The following is a 16,192-nucleotide window of genomic DNA, read 5'->3' as shown; positions in this document are numbered from 1 at the left end:
GAAGACCGGCATGGGCATTTGGGGATTGGGGTGAACAGCAAGGCGGAAATAGGGGCCAGCCTGCCAGCCGAGGTGGCGCTTGCGGTCAATGCCGAAGACCGGCTGGCCGTGCTGCATGGGCTCGAGATGCTGGATACGGCGGCCGACCCGGATTTCGACCGCATCAGCAGCCTTGCCGCGGCGGTGATGCAGGCGCCGATCGCCCTGGTCACGCTGGTCGATCTCGAGCGGCAATGGTTCAAGTCGTGCTTTGGCCTCGACCAGATCGAGACCGCGACCGACATTTCCTTCTGTGCCCATGCCATCGCCGCCGGCGACGATCCCATGGTGGTGACGGACGCGACGACGGACCCGCGCTTCAAAACCAACCCGCTGGTCACCGGCAAGCATCATGTGCGCTTCTATGCCGGCGCGCCGATGGTGGTGGCGGGTGCCAGGATCGGCACGCTGTGCGTGCTCGATCGCAAGCCGCACGCCTATCCCTCCGGCGCCAAGCTCGATCAATTGAAGACGCTGGCCGGCCTTGCCGCCAGCCTGTTCACCTTGAAGGACGCGACCCGCAGCGGCGCCATCGCCGAGGCCGCCCTGGCGCGCGAGGAAAAGCGGCGTGCCATCGCGCTCGACGCTGCCTCGCTTGCCAGCTGGGCATGGGATATCCGCACCGACATGATCGAATGCGATGTCCGGCTGTCGGAACTGTTCAACCTGCCGCGCTCGACCCGCCTGCGGGCGCGCGATATCCTGACCGCCATCGATCCGCGCGACGTCTACCAGACCGAAACCCGCTTTCGCGATGCCCTGTCCGGCAGCGACGACTATTTCGGCGAATACCGGGTGAAAGGCTTTCATCCGCCGCGTTGGGTGGCCACGCGCGGCCGCGTCATCGAGCGCGACGGCGACGGCAAGCCGACGCTGATCTTCGGCGTCAACTACGACATTTCCGAACGCAAGCTTGGCGACGAGCGGCAACGACTTTTGCTGCGCGAGCTCAACCACCGCGTCAAGAACACGCTGGCAACCGTCCAGGCGCTGGCGACGCAGACCGTGCGTCATGCCCGCCAGCCGAGCGAATTCCTCGACGCCTTCGGCGCCCGGCTTCAGGCGCTGGGCATCGCCCACAATCTCTTGTCCGACCGCGAGTGGCGCGGCATCGGCATCCGCGAACTCGTCCAGATCGAGATCAGGCCTTTTGACACCGCCGACCAGCCGCGCATCGCCATCTCCGGCGCCGACTTTTTGCTGTCGCCCGACCAGGCCGTCGGCCTCGGACTTATCCTGCACGAACTGGCGAGCAACGCCCTGCAATATGGATCGCTGTCGATTGCATCGGGCAAGGTCGATCTCGACTGGAAGACACAAGGCAGGAAGGGCGGCCGTCGCCTGGTGCTGACCTGGCGCGAAAGCGGCGGACCGGCAGTCGCCCCGCCGCAGCGGCACGGCTTCGGCTCGATCCTCATCCGCCGCAGCCTGGCCAAGGTCATTTCAAGCGAAGTGACCCATGAATTCCGGCCGGAAGGCGTCTTCGCCGAAATATCGATGCCGTTGGAAGATCTGTCCAAGTGACGGACCACAATCGGGAGCGGCGACGTTATTTCCCCTCCCCGCCATCCGGATCGTCGGGCTTCACATTCTCGCGGTAGATGGCATAGGCGGCGAGCGCCACGGCAGGGCCGAGAATGACCCCGAGGCCGCCTTTTCCCCTGAGCAATGTCGGCAGCACGGCGAGTGCGGCCGCGATGCCGAGCGCCTTCATGTCGACACTGCGCCGCCTTGCCTCGCGGCGGGCGCGGGCGCCGGACATCAAGCGATGGATCAGAAGAACGAGGCCGGCGATCACCAGGAAGCCGACACCGAAGCCAAGCGCCGCGGCGAATGATCCATAACGGGCCGCGGCCCAGATATAGGCCGCCCCGACCAGAAAGCCGAGGCCGCAAAGTGCCGCCAAAGCGGCTATCGCATAGACGATGGCCGCCGTACGTGCGCGACGTATGGCGGCGATGGTTTCACCCGAGGCGAAACCCGAGAGCAGGGATGCCAGCAGACCCATCTCAGGCGGAACTAGCGACGCGCAAGCAGGGCGAAGAGGAAGCCGACGCCGGCGGCGATCGCCAGCGACGTCACCGGCTTTTCGCGGACATTTGCCAGCAACTGCGCCTCGATGTCCTTGGCACTGCCGCGCAGGTTGTCAAACGCAGCCTCACCCTGCGCGCGCAATTGCTCGACGCCCTCGGTGGCCGCGCGGCGGGCGGTGCCATAGCCATGTTCACCGGTCTTGGCCAACTGTTTGGTAAGCTTGTCGATATCGGCCTTCAGCTGACGGATGTCGGCTTCGAGGTCCGAATTCGCCCGCGCCTCGTTGGCGGTCTTCCCTGCGGCGGTTGCCATTGCTTAACTCCTTGTGATTGCTCGATTTCAAACGCGCCGTGCGTCTCAAGGTTCCGGCATCGGGACAAACTAGAGCAACTCCGGGAAAAGTGTGAAACGGTTTTCCCGGGAAAAGTGCGTAGCACTTTCCCTTGGGAGTTGCGTCAAAACAAAGAGATAGAGCAGTTCGCTGTTTCCGTGAAACGGTGAAATTGCTCTAACCGAAAACATGCGCGTGCGCACCAATCGCCAATACATGGCGAGAGGCGCGTCGTCAGATCAGGGGGCGACGCCCCTCGCCCAGCCCTTCCCAGCCGGCGAGCAACTTGAGCGCTTCATTGTCGACGACCTCGCAACCACCATCCCGCCAGACGATCAGCTTGCGATCCATCAGTTTGCGGATCGTCTTGTTGGTGTGAACCAGCGACAGGCCGAGCGTATCGGCTATGTGCTGCTGCGTGATCGGAATCTGGATGGATTTCTTGCCGTTCAGTCCGACGACTTTGGCACGGCTGCCGATGAAGGCGATAAGGTAGGCGGCGCGTTCGATCGCGCTGCGGCGGCCGACACTGAGCAGGTTCTCGTCCAGCATGCGTTCTTCACGCGACGCGATCCAGGTTATGTCGTAGGCGAGACCCGGATGGTTGCGGTAGAGTTTGTGCAGATTGTCGCGCTCGAAGACGCACAGCAGCATTGGCGACAGGGCCTCGACGGAATGCTGCATTTCCCCCATGACGCTGCCTTGCAGGCCGATGAGATCGCCGGGCATGAGATAGTTGAGGATCTGTCGGCGACCATCCGGCAAAAGCTTGTAACGGAACGCCCAGCCGGACAGCACGGTGTAGAGGTGGGCACTGTGGCTTCCCTCCACGAGGACCGTGGCGCCCTTGTCGACCGCCAGTTCCCCCTTCTTGAATGTGCTGATGAAGGCGAGTTCCTCTTTTTCGAACTCCCGGAAGACCGGTAGGGGTCGCAACGGGCAATTCTCGCAAGGGTATTGGCGGCTTGCGAAAGAACGTGCATTCTGGCTTGGCATTTCGACCCCTTCGAAAGCCTGCCGGTCGGCAGGCCGGTTTCAAACGCTTTGCCGGGGATCGGGTTCCGCCGCTGGTGGCATGTCTTTTTTAAATGACAGCGCGCGGAATTGCGATCATGACTCCCGGCGTTTCAAGGAGCGATTACCCGTGCCCCATTTGCTTGACGGATTGCGAATTCTTGTCCTGGAGGACGAATTCCTCATCGCCATGGATGTAGAGCAGCTCTGCCGCGACCACGGGGCCGGCGAGGTGGTGGTTGCCCGCGACCTTGCCGAGATCGATGACCGGAAGATCGCAACGCAATTCGACGCGGCCATCGTCGATCTGATGCTGGGCGGTACCTCGACGCTCGAATTCGCGGCAGGTTTGCGTGAAACAGGCGTCCCGTTCGTGTTTGCCTCCGGCTATTCGGACGCTGACGAGATCAAGGCATCCTTTCCGGGGGTGAGGCTGGTCACCAAACCCTATTCAGGCGAAGATCTCGTCGAAGCGGTGGCGCTGGCGTATGGACGTGGCTCTCCAGGATAAGACCGATGCGGCCGCATCCGGATTCCGCTATCCAGACCTCGCGTCAATGCGCCGCCGTCCCCGTGACCTGGGCCGAGATCGCATCGGGACCATATTCGTCCTCGCCCGAAATCTTCAGGATTTCCTGCAGGCGCGTGCGGGCCCTGCTGACGCGGCTCTTGATCGTTCCGACCGCGCAACCGCAGATTTCGGCGGCCTCCTCATACGAGAAGCCCGATGCGCCGATGAGGATGATGGCCTCGCGCTGGTCCTCCGGCAATTGCTCCAGAGCGCCACGGAAATCCTTGAGATCGAGTTGGCCGTGCTGGGCCGGATGCACGGCAAGCCTGGCCGTCATGATGCCGTCGCTGTCCTGTACCTCGCGGCCGCGTTTGCGCATCTGCGAATAGAATTCATTGCGCAGGATGGTGAAAAGCCATGCCTTGAGGTTGGTGCCGGGCTGGAAGCTCTCATGCTTGTCCCAGGCCTTGACCAGCGTTTCCTGAACGAGGTCGTCGGCCTTGTCGGCATTCTGCGTCAGCGACACGGCAAAGGCCCGCAAGCTCGGGATTGCCCCAAGCAGATCGGTCTTGAAGCCTTGGGAGACCGCTGCCATGCCTCAGTCCTTCTTCTGTGCGGGTTCGGCCTGTTCCAGCTGGCTGAGCAACTGGGCAAAGCGATCCGGCACATCGTCGGAGACCAGCTCGTCATAATATTGTTTGAGTTTGCGACCGATTTCGGAGTTCGGCCCGAGCGGATCGCCGGCACCGTTCCGGCGCCTGCCCACGGCGCCAGCCAAAATATCTTTCGTCATGTCCTTCATTTCGCCCTTATATTCCCAGCACTCAGGCCGCTCATATTCAACTCAACACAAGGCCAGCGGCACCCTCGTCTGGTTGCCCATCCCAACGCCAAAACGCCGCTCCCGCCTATTCGTTCCATAGCGGTCGGAACTTTTTCGGAAAACCCGCGTTGTATTAGCGGGGCTTGCAATCAGCTTGACCGCAATCCATCCAACCACGTCATTCTGAGGGAGACGTCTTATCATGAGTTTATCCGCCACCATCGCACCGCACCTGCCGTTCCTGCGCCGCTTCTCGCGTGCCGTCTCGGGATCGCAAGAGAGCGGCGACGCGCTGGTCGCTGCGATGCTTGAGGCCATCATCGCCGACGTCGACATCTTCCCCGAGGCATCGAGCGACCGTATCGCGCTCTACAAGGTTTTCGCCAAACTCTTCACCTCGGTGGCCATCCGCGTGCCACAGGAGCAGGCCCAATCGGCATGGGAGCAGCGCGCCGCCGCCAATCTCAACGCGATCGCGCCCCTTCCCCGCCAGGCCTTCCTGCTGGTTGCCGTCGAAGGCTTCAGCGAAGACGAGGCGGCCGAGATACTGGACGTCGGCGACCAGCAATTCTCCGAGCTGCTTGCCCAGGCAAGCAATGAGATTTCCCGGCAGGTGGCGACCGATGTGCTCATCATCGAGGACGAACCGCTGATCGCCATGGACATAGAGGAGATGGTCGAGAGCCTCGGTCATCGCGTCGTCGGAACGGCGCGCACGCACGCCGAAGCGGTGACGATGTTCGGCAAGACGCGGCCGAAGATGGTGCTGGCCGACATCCAGCTCGCCGACGGCAGCTCGGGCATCGAGGCCGTCAACGAGATCCTGTCGTCAACCTCGGTGCCGGTGATCTTCATCACTGCTTTTCCCGAGCGCCTGCTGACCGGCGAGCGCCCCGAACCGGCCTTCCTGGTGACCAAGCCGTTCAATCCCGACATGGTCAAGGCGCTGATCAGCCAGGCGCTGTTCTTCGACCGCCAGGCGAAGGCCGCGGCATAGGACCGCTTCTTTTCCGGCAGGAATACCCGACAATCAAAGGCCGTTCGATGCGATGCATCGGGCGGCCTTTTGGCAACCCGATCCATCAACCGAGAATTTCGAGAGCTCCACCCCGAACCATTTGCAAGCGCCGTCTTTTTCAGCAAAGGGTGGAACAAACCACATCCACCTACGTTTTCCCTGCATCATTCGGAAGGAGATGAACCATGCTTTACTGGGCGCTCGTATTTCTCGTCGTGGCGATCATAGCCGGCGCGCTTGGTTTCGGCGGCATCGCCGGCACATCTGCCGGTATCGCGCAGATATTGTTCTTCATCTTTCTCGCCTTCCTGGTCATTTCGCTGCTGGCCGGCCTGTTCAAACGGGCGTGAGGGCGAACACCTATCCGAGCGAACACTGGAAGCCGCACCCCTCAAACGGTTTCCAGCCACCGCCGGACGGAGCCCTTCAAAAGGCACCGTCCGGCGGACCGTTTTAGGGGACAGGTTTCCGGGAAATTTCATTTGGGAACCCATTTCACAGTGAGCCGTTCAGCCTGAGTTGGGTGGACAGATCGACCGATGCGCTCCAGGACTGCAGATAGAACGGAAGGCGCACGGAGCGACGAAGTCATCGCCCTGCATCCGGCAGAAAGTGGCATGCAGCTTGGCCGGGCTCTTCTCCACGCACTGCACAATGCCGGCATTTCCGTTCTCTATCAGGATCGCGAGATGAAAACCGTATGGGCTCGCAACATGCGCGCGCCCTGGGCTTCGGACAATTCCGACAGCAATGGCATTTTGCCGATGGCGCAGGCCGATCGCATCAGCGCCGCCAAGCGCGATGTGGTCGCGACCGGCAATCCAGAGCGACTTGAGATCAGTGTTCCGGTCGAGAACGGCGTCCGCTGGTTTCAGATCTGGGTCGATGCCGACCGGGGCGACGCCGGTGACGTGCAAGGTGTCGTCACCACCATGGTCGAGACGACCGAGCAAAAGCGGCGCGAACAGACACTGACAACGCTGCTGCGCGAGGTCAGCCACCGCTCGAAGAACCTCCTGGCGATCATCCAGAGCATCGCGACCCAGACCGGTCGCTATTCCGATGGCATCGGCGACTTCCTGACGCGTTTTCGCGGCCGGCTGCAGTCTCTGGCCTCCTCCCAGGATCTGGTGACATCCTCGAACTGGCGCGGTGCGGCCCTTCATGAACTGGTGACGAGCCAGGTCGGCCGCTACGGGACGAACACGTCGCACGGCCTTCGCTTCCGGGGCGCCAATCCCTATCTCAATCCCAATGCCGCCCTGCATATCGGCCTGGCGATGCATGAGCTCGCCGTCAACTCGGTCAGCTACGGCGCCCTGTCCCGGCCGGATGGATTCGTCGAAGTGACCGCCAATCTCAACACCGCCGCCACTGGCGAGGTTGCCCTGTCGCTGACATGGGCCGAGACCATAGGAGCCAATGGCGGCCGGGGGAATCAAAAGCGTTTCGGCAGCGTCGCGCTGGAGCGGGTGGTGCCTACATCGCTCAGCGGAACCGCGAGCCTCGACATCGCGGACGGCCGCCTTGAATACCGCCTTGTCGTCCCGCACAGCAATTTCGAGACGCAGTGAGTGACTCTATCTCTTTGATTTAGAGGCGGATTCAGATTTCAGGTCGATCTGACCTGAAATCATCCGGCTCTGGCGGCAAGCAACGATCCTTAACCGGCTGTTCACCATAAGAGCGGATGTTGTTTTACCCAGATACCGCTGCAACCTGCTGGGCTGCGGCACGGTGTGGGGAGGAATGTTTGACAGTCACCGACATGAACAGACTGGAACAGGCCGCCCGTGTTTCGATGGGCGAATTTCAGGATCCCGAAGCATCCGCGGAACCACTTTCCTCGCCGCATCACACATTGCTATGGGGTATCGTCCTGGCGGCGGCCGCGACAATTCTCCTCATCGCCGTGTTCCAGCTGACCTGACCTAAATCCCTGCCGGCAACAGTACCCGGCGTTCAACCGCTTGCAGCGCTGGCATTATTCGCGTGTCCAACCCCGACCGCTCAGGAACTTTCGGCCGATCTGGGTCGTTATTGTCGCGAGAGGACATGTCGCCATGGAACACATCGCTGCATTGCTGCTGGTCATCGGTTGCACCAATTCGATGACCGAGTGCCACGAACTGCCGGTGCCGGTGAGCATTTTCGAGACCGCCGACGCATGCACCGCCGAACGCCCCTTCGCCCTGGGCGACGTGCAGGGACAGGCGCAGCATATTGTCGCCAAATGTCTCGCTGTCGATCCCGCGCTCGAGGATGACTATGATCAGATCGTCTGGAATGTGCGTCCCGATGGCAACCTCGACGCCTCTTTGGCCATTTCCAGCCTGGTCATGGCATCTAACGCAGTACGCCCAGAAAAAGACTATCTTAGCCAACAATAAATTCGAGCAGCAAAGGCCGTCATTTCGTGCTAAATGGCTGTTGGTGCTTACCAAAGTGTGGACACAAAGTGAGGAGTGACTCTATGCGGAAGATGATTATTGCCATGGTTGCGGTGGCTGCTCTCAGCGGCTGCACCTCGACCGAGCAGGACGTCGTTGGCGGCGGCTTGATTGGCGCCGGTATCGGCGGTCTGGTCGGCGGCGGCAAGGGCGCGCTGATCGGTGCGGCTGTCGGTGCCGGTTCCGGCCTGCTGGTTCGCAATCTGCGCAACGGCTATTGCCAGTATCGCGATCATCGCGGCCGGATTTACACGGCGCGCTGCAACTAATTCGGCGATAGTCGAAACTTCGATCCGGAGGCCGGCCCGCCGGCCTCCGGATTTTGCACGTATTGGCATTCGATTGCCATCCGCCTGGCTGGTCGCGGTCAGCCAGTCAGCGGGATTCGTATTTCCACCTTCAGACCATCGGCCTGAAAATCGCGCTTGATCGTGCCGCGCAGTTCGCGCGTGACATTGAGGTCGATCAGCTTGGTGCCGAATCCGGTCTCGGCCGGCGCCTCGACTTTTTTCTTTCCGGCCTCCCGCCAGTTCAGCGCCAGCGTCCGCTCGCGCCCACGCCCTTCCACCGACCAGTCCACCTTGAGCGCCCAGTCACTCCTGAGCGAATTGGCGGAATTGCCGGCTTCGCCGTATTTCAGCGCATTGGTTGCCAGCTCATGGAAGGTCAGGCCAAGCGCCTGCGTGGTGGTCTCGTCGAGCAGCACCTCCGGTCCCGACAACAACCCCTCGGGCAGGTCCTTGCCGAACACCTGGCCAAGCTCGATGCGCAGGAGATCGGCGAGATCGGCCTTCTGCCAGCGCGAGCGCGTCAGCATGTCCTGGGAGGCCGCCATCGCCTGCAGCCTGGCCGAGAAGGATGCCGAGAACTCGTTGACGTCGGTCGCCCGCGAAGCCGTCTGCCGCGCGATCGCCAGCACCCGGGTGATCGAATTCTTGATGCGATGCTTCATCTCCTGCAGCATCAGGTCTTTTTCGAGCAGGCTCTTTTCGGTCGTCTCGTGCAGGCGCGATGCCGCTTCATAGGCCCGCTCCTGATAGCGCGCCACCAGCGCGATGGCGCCCGCTGCCAGCAGGCCGAACAGCCCCAGCATCACCGGGATGGCGCGTGACGACGGCTGCGAGAAAGCGCTGGTCGGCCTGAACAGCACCGTCCACGGCCGGCCGGCCACAGTGATCTTGCGGGTGACCAGCAGCCGGTCGCCAAAGGACGAAGCCGGCGGCGTCTCCGACCGGAACAACAGATTGTCGCTGTTTGCCGCGCCGTCATAGATCTCGGTGTTGACCGGCAGCAGCGGCGCGCGGCTGAGCGCGATCTGAAACAGGTCGCGGGCCCGGAAGGCTGCATAGAGAAAGCCTGCGGTCGAGGACCGCGATGCGTTGATCACCTCCGGCGCGGTTTCAACGTTGAGCCGCACGAAGACCAGGAAGCCGGGGAAGGTCTGTGTCGCACCCGTGCCCTGGCCCAGCTGCACCAGGCCGCTCGCGTGCTGCTGGTCATCGGCCATTGCCTTCTCGATCGCCGCGCGCCGTGCCGGCTCGCTGAACATATCGTAGCCGATACTGGCCTGGTTGGACGGATCCAGCGGCTCGAAGAGCATGATGGGCGCGCGCCAGGGCTGCGTCGTTTCCGGATAGACCGGATGGCTGACGCCAAAATCATGGAGGATGTCGCGCTCAACCGCCGCCTCGTCGCCCGTCTTGACGAGTCCAAGGAAGCCGATACCGCGCAGGCCAGCGAAATTGTTGTCGACATCCAGCGCGTTGAAGAACGCCTTGAACTCGTTCTGCGAGATGTCGCCATTGCGGGCGTCGAACAGCGCCTGTGTCGACCGCAGCAGCGACAAATGCAGGTCGATACGGCTCTCGATCCGGTTGAGCGCATCGTCGGCCGCCGCTTCGAATTTGATGCGGGAGGCCTCCTGCGTCGCGAAATAGGCGAACCCCGCCATGGTCATGCTGATCAGCGCAACGGCGATGAACGCGACAATCGGAAAAAGTTTCTTCAACGGATGATGCGGTCCATGAGCAATACCGGACCTTTATGGGCAACTCGCCGGGTCAACACAATGGCAGGGCCAAGCCATCGCGATCACTGGCATATCACGTGAGCGGCAACCGGCCGTGCCCAATCGAGCCGGTACCGGGCGCCGACGGCGCCTTAGGCGGCGATCTTCAGCGCGCCCGGCCCGGGAATGGCGCCCGGAGGGCATTTGCCCAGGATGATCATGCCGAGCACCTCGTCCTGGGTGACGTCGGTGGTGCGCGCAGTGCCGACGACCTGGCCGTTCTTCATGACGCAGACCCGGTCCGCCAGCTCGAACACATCGTGAATGTCGTGGCTGATCAGGAAGATGCCGATGCCATCGGATTTGAGCTGCTTGACCAGTTCGCCGACCTGCGCCGTCTCCTGCGGGCCAAGGGCGGCCGTCGGCTCGTCCATGATCAGGATGCGGGCGTTGAACAGGATCGCGCGCGCAATCGCCACCGATTGCCGCTGGCCGCCCGACAGCTTGATGACCGGCTCCTTGAACCGCTGGAAGCGCGGATTGAGCCGGCCCATCACCTTGCGGGCCTCGGCTTCCATGGCAACGTCGTCGAGCGTGCCCCAGCCGGTCATCAGCTCGCGACCGAGGAACAGATTGGCGGCGGCGTCGACATTGTCGGCCAAGGCGAGGGTCTGGTAGATCGTCTCGATGCCGTATTTCTTGGCATCGCGCGGATTGGCGATCAAAGCCTCCTCGCCATTGACGAAGATCTGGCCGCCGTCGCGCTTGTAGGCGCCGGATAGGATCTTGATCAGCGTCGACTTACCGGCGCCGTTATGGCCGAGCAGCGCCACGACCTCGCCGGGGAAAAGATCGATCGAAGCATCGTCGACGGCGCGGATGCCGCCAAAGGCGATCGAGATGTTGCGCATGTCGATCAGCGGCGTGCCAGAGGGGGCAGTTGTGGGGGCAGTTGCGAGAGCGGTTTTGTTGGCCATGATCGTTTCTCCCCCTAAACCCGCTTGCGATAGACGGTGTCGAGCCACACCGCGATGACCAGCACGGCGCCGACCACGATGCTCTGCAGCGGCGAGTCGATGCCGAGCAGCACCATGCCCGACTGCAATGACTGCATCAGAAGCGCGCCCAGCATGGCGCCCATCACCGTACCGGCGCCACCGGCGAGCGACGTGCCGCCGATGACAGCGGCGGCGATGACCAAAAGCTCGTCCAGCGTGCCCAGTGCATTTGTCGACGCGTTGAGCCGGGCCGACGAGATCGCCGCGCTGATGGCGGCCAGCACGCCCATGATCATGAACACCTTCATGGTCACCCAGCGCGTGTTGATGCCGGCAAGTTCGGCCGCCTCCGGATTGCCGCCAATGGCAAAGACATAGCGGCCGAAACGCGTGCGCTTGGTGATGAAGGTCATGATGATGCCCACTGCCACCGCCATCAGCACCGGTATGGCAATGCCATGCGCGATGAACAGCCCGCCCTCGGGAACGGTAATGCCGTTCTGCTGGGCGTACTGGCGCACGATGCCGATCGGCCATGGATAGGAATTGGCGATCCAGACGGCGCCAAGGATAGCGGCGCAAGCAACCACGCCAAGCAAGGTCTCGGCCCAGACGGGGCGCAGCGGAAAGTGGAACCGCTTGCGCTGCGACCTGCCGTTGAGCAGCATGAAGGCGACCGCCACGCAGGCGACGACACCGACGATCCAGCTGGCAGTGGCGCCGATCGAGCCGCGTGGTCCGCCGCCCATCAGCTGGAAGGTTGTGTCGAGCGGCGCGACCGTGCGCCCGCTGGTGATCAGCCATGCCATGCCGCGCCAGACCAGCAGGCCGCCCAGCGTCACGATGAAGGCCGGAACCTCCATATAGGCGATGATGAAGCCCTGGAATGCACCGATCAGCAGACCAAGCACCACGCCTGCCGCCAGCGCGATGATCCAGAGCCAGGGATTTCCAAGCTGGAAACCGATGACGCGAATGAGGAATTCGGCCTGCGCCACGCCCATGATCATGCCGATCACACCTTCGACGGATCCGACCGAGAGGTCGATGTTGCGCATGACGATGACCAGCACCATGCCGGTCGCCATGATCGCGACCGAAGAGGTCTGCACCGACAGGTTCCACAGATTGCGCGGCGTCAGGAAAAGCCCACCCGACAGGATATGGATGCCGACCCAGATGACCAGCAGCGCACCGACCATGCCAAGCATGCGCGTGTCGAGTTCGGTGGCCTTGAGAAACCGTCCAACGGCGCTAAGCTCGGATGCGCGCGCCTTGTCCGCCGCAGTGCTGCCGACCGGTTGATTAGAGGTCGTGTCGGTCATGCTATCCTCCCACCGGTTTACCGTCTGGCGCGGATGCCGGAACATGGATGCTATTTGCTTTCCGCAGTCATTTGAAGCGGGAAGCCCCTTGAGAAACGCCGCGGCTTTTGGGCCGCGGCGTCGATGTCGAACAGTATTGCGCCGTTTAGTTGCAGGCCGCGACGCTGCCGGCGGCGACGCCCGCGCAGACTTCGTCCTTCTTGATCCAGCCGGCGTCGATGACGACGTTGAGATTGTCCTTGGTGATGGCGACCGGGGTCAGGAACAGCGACTTGACGGTGTTGCCGCCAGGTGTCGTGAAGTCCTTCACACCAGCTATGTCGGTCATCTTCTTGCCGTCGGCCAGCTGGGAGGCGATCTCAGCGGCGTTCTTGCCGAGTTCGCGCGCGTCCTTCCAAACCGACACGGTCTGGGTACCGAGCGCGATGCGGTTCAGCGCGGCATGGTCGCCGTCCTGACCCGACACCGGCACGGTGCCGGCGAGACCTTGCGCCGTCAGCGCCGCGACAACGCCGCCGGCGGTGCCGTCATTGGCCGCGACGACCGCGTCGACCTTGTTGTCGTTGGCGGTCAGGAACTGTTCCATGTTCTTCTGGGCGTTGGCGGGCAGCCAGCCGTCCGTATAGGCCTCACCGACATTCTTGATCTTGCCGCTGTCGATGGCCGCCTTGAGCACTTCCATCGAGCCCGAGAACAGGAAGTCGGCATTCGGATCGGAGCCCGAGCCCTTGATGAAGACGTAATTGCCTTCCGGCTTGGCCTTGAACACCGCAGCGGCCTGCAAGCGGCCGACTTCCTTGTTGTCGAAGGTCAGGTAGAAGACGTCCTTGTTCTCGATCAGGCGGTCATAGCCGACGACCGGAATGCCTTCGTCCAACGCCTTCTGCACGGCCGGGCCGATGGCCGAGGCGTCCTGCGCCAGGATGATCAGCGAATTGGCGCCCTGCGAGATCAGGCTCTCGACATCGGTAAGCTGCTTGCCGGGATTGGACTGTGCGTCGGCGGAAATGTACTTGTCGCCGGCAGCCTCGATCGCCTTCTTCATGGCGGCTTCGTCGGTCTTCCAGCGCTCTTCCTGGAAGTTGGACCACGAAACGCCGATGACCTTGTCCTTCGCCTGCGCGACCGACGCAAGCGTCAGCGACATGGCGACACCCGCCAGGATGGCGGCTGTGAATCTCTTCATGATATTCCTCCCTGCGCCGCGTATGGCGCGACCAAACTGGCCCTAAGGCCGGCACAGAGGCTCTATTTTTTCGAGCCTCGAAAAAACACTGATCCAACACCGGAACGCTGTCAACAACGATTCTGATGGATTTTGATGTCCCCGCGAATTTTTTTCGAGCCTCGGAATAAATAAATGACAGGACGGGCCGCTTCTGCCAGTATTTGTTCGTGTCGCCGGCAGCGTTTGAGGGGCCGGAGGAACCGCGGCGACCGGGAGGATGTGGGAAAACATGTCGGTCGGAATCCGTCACGACGATCTGCGCCGGCGCAACCGCGCGATGGTGATTGCGGCCGTGCGCCGGGCCGGCCGGCCCTCGCGCACCGAGATCGCCGCGACCACCGGCCTCAGCCATTCGACCATATCGGCGATTTCCTCCGATCTGATCGGTGAAGGCATCCTGGCCGAAGGCAAGCCGAGCGAGGCCGGCTCACTGAAGCGCGGCAGGCCGCAGGTCGGCCTCGGCCTCAACCCGGAGGCCGCGGCCGTCATGACCGTGGTGCTGTCGCTGAATTTCCTGTCCGTCGCCGTCATCGACTATGCCGGCCAGGTGATATCGGAGGAACAGCGCCGGCTGGACACGCTGACCATGTCGCGCGAAGCGCTGATCGGCGAATGCGTCGCCATCGTGCGGCGCCGCCTCGAGGATCCCGATATCGACGTGCGCAGCGTCGCCCGCATCGCTCTGGCGATCCAGGGCATCACCGACACCGAGGCCCGGGCGATGCTGTGGTCGCCGATCACGCCGCAGACCGACATCGCCTTCGCCGACATCCTCGAAGCCGAGTTCGGCATCCCCGCCACCATGGAAAACGACTGCAACATGATGGCGGTAGCGCTGCGCTGGCGCGATCCCGAGCGCTACCGCGACGACTTCATCGCCATCCTTTTGTCGCACGGCATCGGCATGGGGCTGGTGCTGAAGGGCGAGCTGTTTACCGGCACCCATTCCTCGGGCGGCGAGTTCGGCCACATGATCCATCGGCCGGGTGGTGCGCTCTGCCGCTGCGGGCGCCGCGGCTGCGTCGAGGCCTATGCCGGCAACTACGCCATCTGGCGCAATGCCCGGCAGCTCAGTGAGGACACCGAGCCGGTTGCAGATGTCAGCGACGCGCAGATGCGGGCGCTCGCCGCGACGGCGCGGGAACGGGACGGGCCTGAGCGCGAAGCCTATCGCAAGGCCGGCGAGGCACTCGGCTACGGCCTCGGCAGCCTGTTCGCGCTGATCGATCCCGCACCCGTCGCCATGGTCGGCGTCAGCGCCGCCGCCTTCGACCTGATCGAGCCGGCATTGCGCGAGGCGATCGCCCAGACTGCCGGCGGCCACCACTCGAAATCGATTTCATTCGACACCGAACCGAACGAACTGCCGCTGATCCGCGAAGGCTGCGCCATGCGCGCGCTGACCTTCGTCGACCAGGAGATTTTCGCGCCGGGCGTGCAGGGTAAGTCAGGCGTTGCCGGCAAGAACGTTGCCTGAGTAACGCGCAGGGATATGTTGAGATTCAGGTCAGGCCGAGTCGAGAATGGCGGGTTCCGAGAACCGGAACGGAGCGGACATTTGGGTCCGTGAGTACCGGAAGCGCAGGAAACCGCCATTCGCAGGCCGGCATCACCTGAATCTCAACATATCCCTAATCTTCGCGGATCGCGTAGCCCGCCCCACGAATGGTGCGGATGACGTCGGGCATGCGGCCATTGTTGACCGCCTTGCGCAGGCGGCCGACATGCACGTCCACGGTGCGCTCGTCGATGTAGATCGTCTCGCCCCAGACATTGTCGAGCAGCTGGCTGCGCGAGAACACGCGACCGGGATGGCGCATCATGAATTCGAGCAGGCGGAACTCGGTCGGCCCGAGCCGGATCTCGCTCTTCTTGCGATAGACCCGGTGCGATTCGCGGTCGAGCACGATGTCGCCGACCTTGAGCACGCTGGACAGCACTTCCGGCTTGGCGCGGCGCAGCAGCGCCTTGACGCGAGCCATGAATTCCGGCGTCGAGAACGGCTTGACCAGATAATCGTCGGCGCCGGTGGAAAGCCCACGTACACGGTCGCTTTCTTCGCCCCGCGCGGTCAGCATGATGATCGGCAGCCGCTCGGTCTCGGGCCGCATCCGCAGGCGCCGGCACAGTTCGATACCAGACACCGCCGGCACCATCCAGTCGAGCACCAGGAGATCGGGCACGTTTTCCTGCAGCCGGATCTCGGCCTCGTCGCCGCGCGGCACCACCTCGACCTGGTAGCCCTCGGATTCCAGATTGTAGCGGAGCAGCACCCCCAGCGGCTCCTCATCCTCCACCACCATGATGCGTGGCGCGATCATCGTCTGGTCACCTCCAAAGCAATTCCCGGAAAAGTGTGTAGCGGTTTTCCGTCCGGAATTGCGTGAAACAAAGAGATAGAGCGGTTCGGCGT

At 62.8% G+C, this 16,192-nt stretch carries 19 protein-coding genes; 9 read left to right on the top strand and 10 right to left on the bottom strand.

Annotated elements, in window-relative coordinates:
- Window positions 1–30 precede the first annotated feature (30 nt).
- Window positions 31–1,563, top strand: a complete 1,533-nt coding sequence (locus CKW40_RS18555; protein WP_095201313.1) for a sensor histidine kinase — start codon at window positions 31–33, stop codon at window positions 1,561–1,563.
- Window positions 1,564–1,588: 25 nt separating this feature from the next.
- Here the strand turns inward: CKW40_RS18555 and CKW40_RS18550 are convergent, their stop codons facing one another.
- The 3 genes from CKW40_RS18550 to CKW40_RS18540 all read right to left on the bottom strand — a co-directional run bounded on the left by CKW40_RS18550 (window position 1,589) and on the right by CKW40_RS18540 (window position 3,400).
- On the bottom strand, window positions 1,589–2,047 hold the full coding sequence (locus CKW40_RS18550) for a hypothetical protein (protein ID WP_095201312.1): 459 nt from the start codon (window positions 2,045–2,047) through the stop codon (window positions 1,589–1,591).
- 11 nt (window positions 2,048–2,058) lie between these two features.
- Window positions 2,059–2,385, bottom strand: a complete 327-nt coding sequence (locus CKW40_RS18545) for an ElaB/YgaM/YqjD family protein (protein WP_095201311.1) — start codon at window positions 2,383–2,385, stop codon at window positions 2,059–2,061.
- A 253-nt stretch (window positions 2,386–2,638) separates the two neighbouring features.
- Window positions 2,639–3,400, bottom strand: coding sequence for a Crp/Fnr family transcriptional regulator (locus CKW40_RS18540; RefSeq protein WP_095201310.1), 762 nt, complete (start codon window positions 3,398–3,400; stop codon window positions 2,639–2,641).
- A 79-nt stretch (window positions 3,401–3,479) separates the two neighbouring features.
- On the opposite strand from CKW40_RS18540, the gene CKW40_RS18535 reads away from it, so the two are divergent.
- Window positions 3,480–3,929, top strand: coding sequence for a response regulator (locus tag CKW40_RS18535; RefSeq protein ID WP_095201309.1), 450 nt, complete (start codon window positions 3,480–3,482; stop codon window positions 3,927–3,929).
- A 43-nt stretch (window positions 3,930–3,972) separates the two neighbouring features.
- Here the strand turns inward: CKW40_RS18535 and CKW40_RS18530 are convergent, their stop codons facing one another.
- Complete coding sequence (locus CKW40_RS18530) at window positions 3,973–4,524, bottom strand: RNA polymerase sigma factor (protein ID WP_010911883.1); 552 nt, start codon at window positions 4,522–4,524, stop codon at window positions 3,973–3,975.
- A gap of 3 nt (window positions 4,525–4,527) precedes the next feature.
- On the bottom strand, window positions 4,528–4,731 hold the full coding sequence (locus tag CKW40_RS18525) for a NepR family anti-sigma factor (protein ID WP_095201308.1): 204 nt from the start codon (window positions 4,729–4,731) through the stop codon (window positions 4,528–4,530).
- 223 nt (window positions 4,732–4,954) lie between these two features.
- Between CKW40_RS18525 and CKW40_RS18520 the strand changes: the two genes are divergently transcribed.
- The 6 genes from CKW40_RS18520 (at window position 4,955) to CKW40_RS18495 (ending at window position 8,489) form a co-directional block, all read left to right on the top strand.
- Window positions 4,955–5,749 carry a response regulator gene (locus CKW40_RS18520; protein ID WP_064990804.1) on the top strand — a complete coding sequence of 265 codons (795 nt, stop codon included), beginning with the start codon at window positions 4,955–4,957 and terminating at the stop codon, window positions 5,747–5,749.
- A gap of 206 nt (window positions 5,750–5,955) precedes the next feature.
- Entirely contained in the window at window positions 5,956–6,120 is a 165-nt protein-coding gene (locus tag CKW40_RS18515) for a DUF1328 domain-containing protein (protein WP_027031438.1), read from the top strand.
- A gap of 189 nt (window positions 6,121–6,309) precedes the next feature.
- On the top strand, window positions 6,310–7,344 hold the full coding sequence (locus CKW40_RS18510; RefSeq protein ID WP_095201307.1) for a sensor histidine kinase: 1,035 nt from the start codon (window positions 6,310–6,312) through the stop codon (window positions 7,342–7,344).
- A gap of 179 nt (window positions 7,345–7,523) precedes the next feature.
- Window positions 7,524–7,700, top strand: coding sequence for a hypothetical protein (locus tag CKW40_RS43790; RefSeq protein ID WP_179297994.1), 177 nt, complete (start codon window positions 7,524–7,526; stop codon window positions 7,698–7,700).
- A gap of 133 nt (window positions 7,701–7,833) precedes the next feature.
- On the top strand, window positions 7,834–8,160 hold the full coding sequence (locus tag CKW40_RS18500; RefSeq protein WP_095201305.1) for a hypothetical protein: 327 nt from the start codon (window positions 7,834–7,836) through the stop codon (window positions 8,158–8,160).
- Window positions 8,161–8,243: 83 nt separating this feature from the next.
- Window positions 8,244–8,489 (top strand): YMGG-like glycine zipper-containing protein, encoded by a 246-nt coding sequence (locus CKW40_RS18495; RefSeq protein ID WP_019861598.1) that lies wholly within the window; start codon window positions 8,244–8,246, stop codon window positions 8,487–8,489.
- Between the two features lie 98 nt (window positions 8,490–8,587).
- On the opposite strand, the gene CKW40_RS18490 is transcribed toward CKW40_RS18495, so the two are convergent.
- The 4 genes from CKW40_RS18490 to xylF all read right to left on the bottom strand — a co-directional run bounded on the left by CKW40_RS18490 (window position 8,588) and on the right by xylF (window position 13,737).
- Window positions 8,588–10,228 (bottom strand): CHASE domain-containing protein, encoded by a 1,641-nt coding sequence (locus CKW40_RS18490; protein WP_095201304.1) that lies wholly within the window; start codon window positions 10,226–10,228, stop codon window positions 8,588–8,590.
- A gap of 152 nt (window positions 10,229–10,380) precedes the next feature.
- Entirely contained in the window at window positions 10,381–11,205 is an 825-nt protein-coding gene (locus CKW40_RS18485; RefSeq protein WP_095201303.1) for an ATP-binding cassette domain-containing protein, read from the bottom strand.
- Between the two features lie 14 nt (window positions 11,206–11,219).
- Window positions 11,220–12,551, bottom strand: a complete 1,332-nt coding sequence (locus tag CKW40_RS18480; protein WP_095201404.1) for a sugar ABC transporter permease — start codon at window positions 12,549–12,551, stop codon at window positions 11,220–11,222.
- A 145-nt stretch (window positions 12,552–12,696) separates the two neighbouring features.
- Complete coding sequence (xylF, locus tag CKW40_RS18475) at window positions 12,697–13,737, bottom strand: D-xylose ABC transporter substrate-binding protein (RefSeq protein ID WP_095201302.1); 1,041 nt, start codon at window positions 13,735–13,737, stop codon at window positions 12,697–12,699.
- Window positions 13,738–14,008: 271 nt separating this feature from the next.
- Here xylF and CKW40_RS18470 point away from each other — a divergent pair, with 271 nt between their 5' ends.
- Window positions 14,009–15,256: an ROK family protein gene (locus tag CKW40_RS18470; RefSeq protein WP_095201403.1), complete on the top strand. Its 1,248-nt coding sequence runs from the start codon at window positions 14,009–14,011 to the stop codon at window positions 15,254–15,256.
- Window positions 15,257–15,410: 154 nt separating this feature from the next.
- Here the strand turns inward: CKW40_RS18470 and phoB are convergent, their stop codons facing one another.
- Window positions 15,411–16,100 (bottom strand): phosphate regulon transcriptional regulator PhoB, encoded by a 690-nt coding sequence (phoB, locus tag CKW40_RS18465; RefSeq protein WP_032917568.1) that lies wholly within the window; start codon window positions 16,098–16,100, stop codon window positions 15,411–15,413.
- Window positions 16,101–16,192 lie beyond the last annotated feature (92 nt).

It is taken from the genome of Mesorhizobium carmichaelinearum (genome assembly GCF_900199455.1).
In the GTDB taxonomy this organism is placed as follows: Bacteria; Pseudomonadota; Alphaproteobacteria; order Rhizobiales; family Rhizobiaceae; genus Mesorhizobium; species Mesorhizobium carmichaelinearum.
This window is presented reverse-complemented; position numbering and strand designations above follow the sequence as displayed.

Coding starts and splice junctions, on each gene's coding strand:
- CKW40_RS18550 (WP_095201312.1), bottom strand. CDS start 2,047: ATGGGTCTGCTGGCATCCCTGCTCTCGGGTTTCGCCTCGGGTGAAACC.
- CKW40_RS18545 (WP_095201311.1), bottom strand. CDS start 2,385: ATGGCAACCGCCGCAGGGAAGACCGCCAACGAGGCGCGGGCGAATTCG.
- CKW40_RS18540 (WP_095201310.1), bottom strand. CDS start 3,400: ATGCCAAGCCAGAATGCACGTTCTTTCGCAAGCCGCCAATACCCTTGC.
- CKW40_RS18535 (WP_095201309.1), top strand. CDS start 3,480: ATGTCTTTTTTAAATGACAGCGCGCGGAATTGCGATCATGACTCCCGG.
- CKW40_RS18530 (WP_010911883.1), bottom strand. CDS start 4,524: ATGGCAGCGGTCTCCCAAGGCTTCAAGACCGATCTGCTTGGGGCAATC.
- CKW40_RS18525 (WP_095201308.1), bottom strand. CDS start 4,731: ATGAAGGACATGACGAAAGATATTTTGGCTGGCGCCGTGGGCAGGCGC.
- CKW40_RS18520 (WP_064990804.1), top strand. CDS start 4,955: ATGAGTTTATCCGCCACCATCGCACCGCACCTGCCGTTCCTGCGCCGC.
- CKW40_RS18515 (WP_027031438.1), top strand. CDS start 5,956: ATGCTTTACTGGGCGCTCGTATTTCTCGTCGTGGCGATCATAGCCGGC.
- CKW40_RS18510 (WP_095201307.1), top strand. CDS start 6,310: ATGCGCTCCAGGACTGCAGATAGAACGGAAGGCGCACGGAGCGACGAA.
- CKW40_RS18500 (WP_095201305.1), top strand. CDS start 7,834: ATGGAACACATCGCTGCATTGCTGCTGGTCATCGGTTGCACCAATTCG.
- CKW40_RS18495 (WP_019861598.1), top strand. CDS start 8,244: ATGCGGAAGATGATTATTGCCATGGTTGCGGTGGCTGCTCTCAGCGGC.
- CKW40_RS18485 (WP_095201303.1), bottom strand. CDS start 11,205: ATGGCCAACAAAACCGCTCTCGCAACTGCCCCCACAACTGCCCCCTCT.
- CKW40_RS18480 (WP_095201404.1), bottom strand. CDS start 12,551: ATGACCGACACGACCTCTAATCAACCGGTCGGCAGCACTGCGGCGGAC.
- xylF (WP_095201302.1), bottom strand. CDS start 13,737: ATGAAGAGATTCACAGCCGCCATCCTGGCGGGTGTCGCCATGTCGCTG.
- CKW40_RS18470 (WP_095201403.1), top strand. CDS start 14,009: ATGTCGGTCGGAATCCGTCACGACGATCTGCGCCGGCGCAACCGCGCG.
- phoB (WP_032917568.1), bottom strand. CDS start 16,100: ATGATCGCGCCACGCATCATGGTGGTGGAGGATGAGGAGCCGCTGGGG.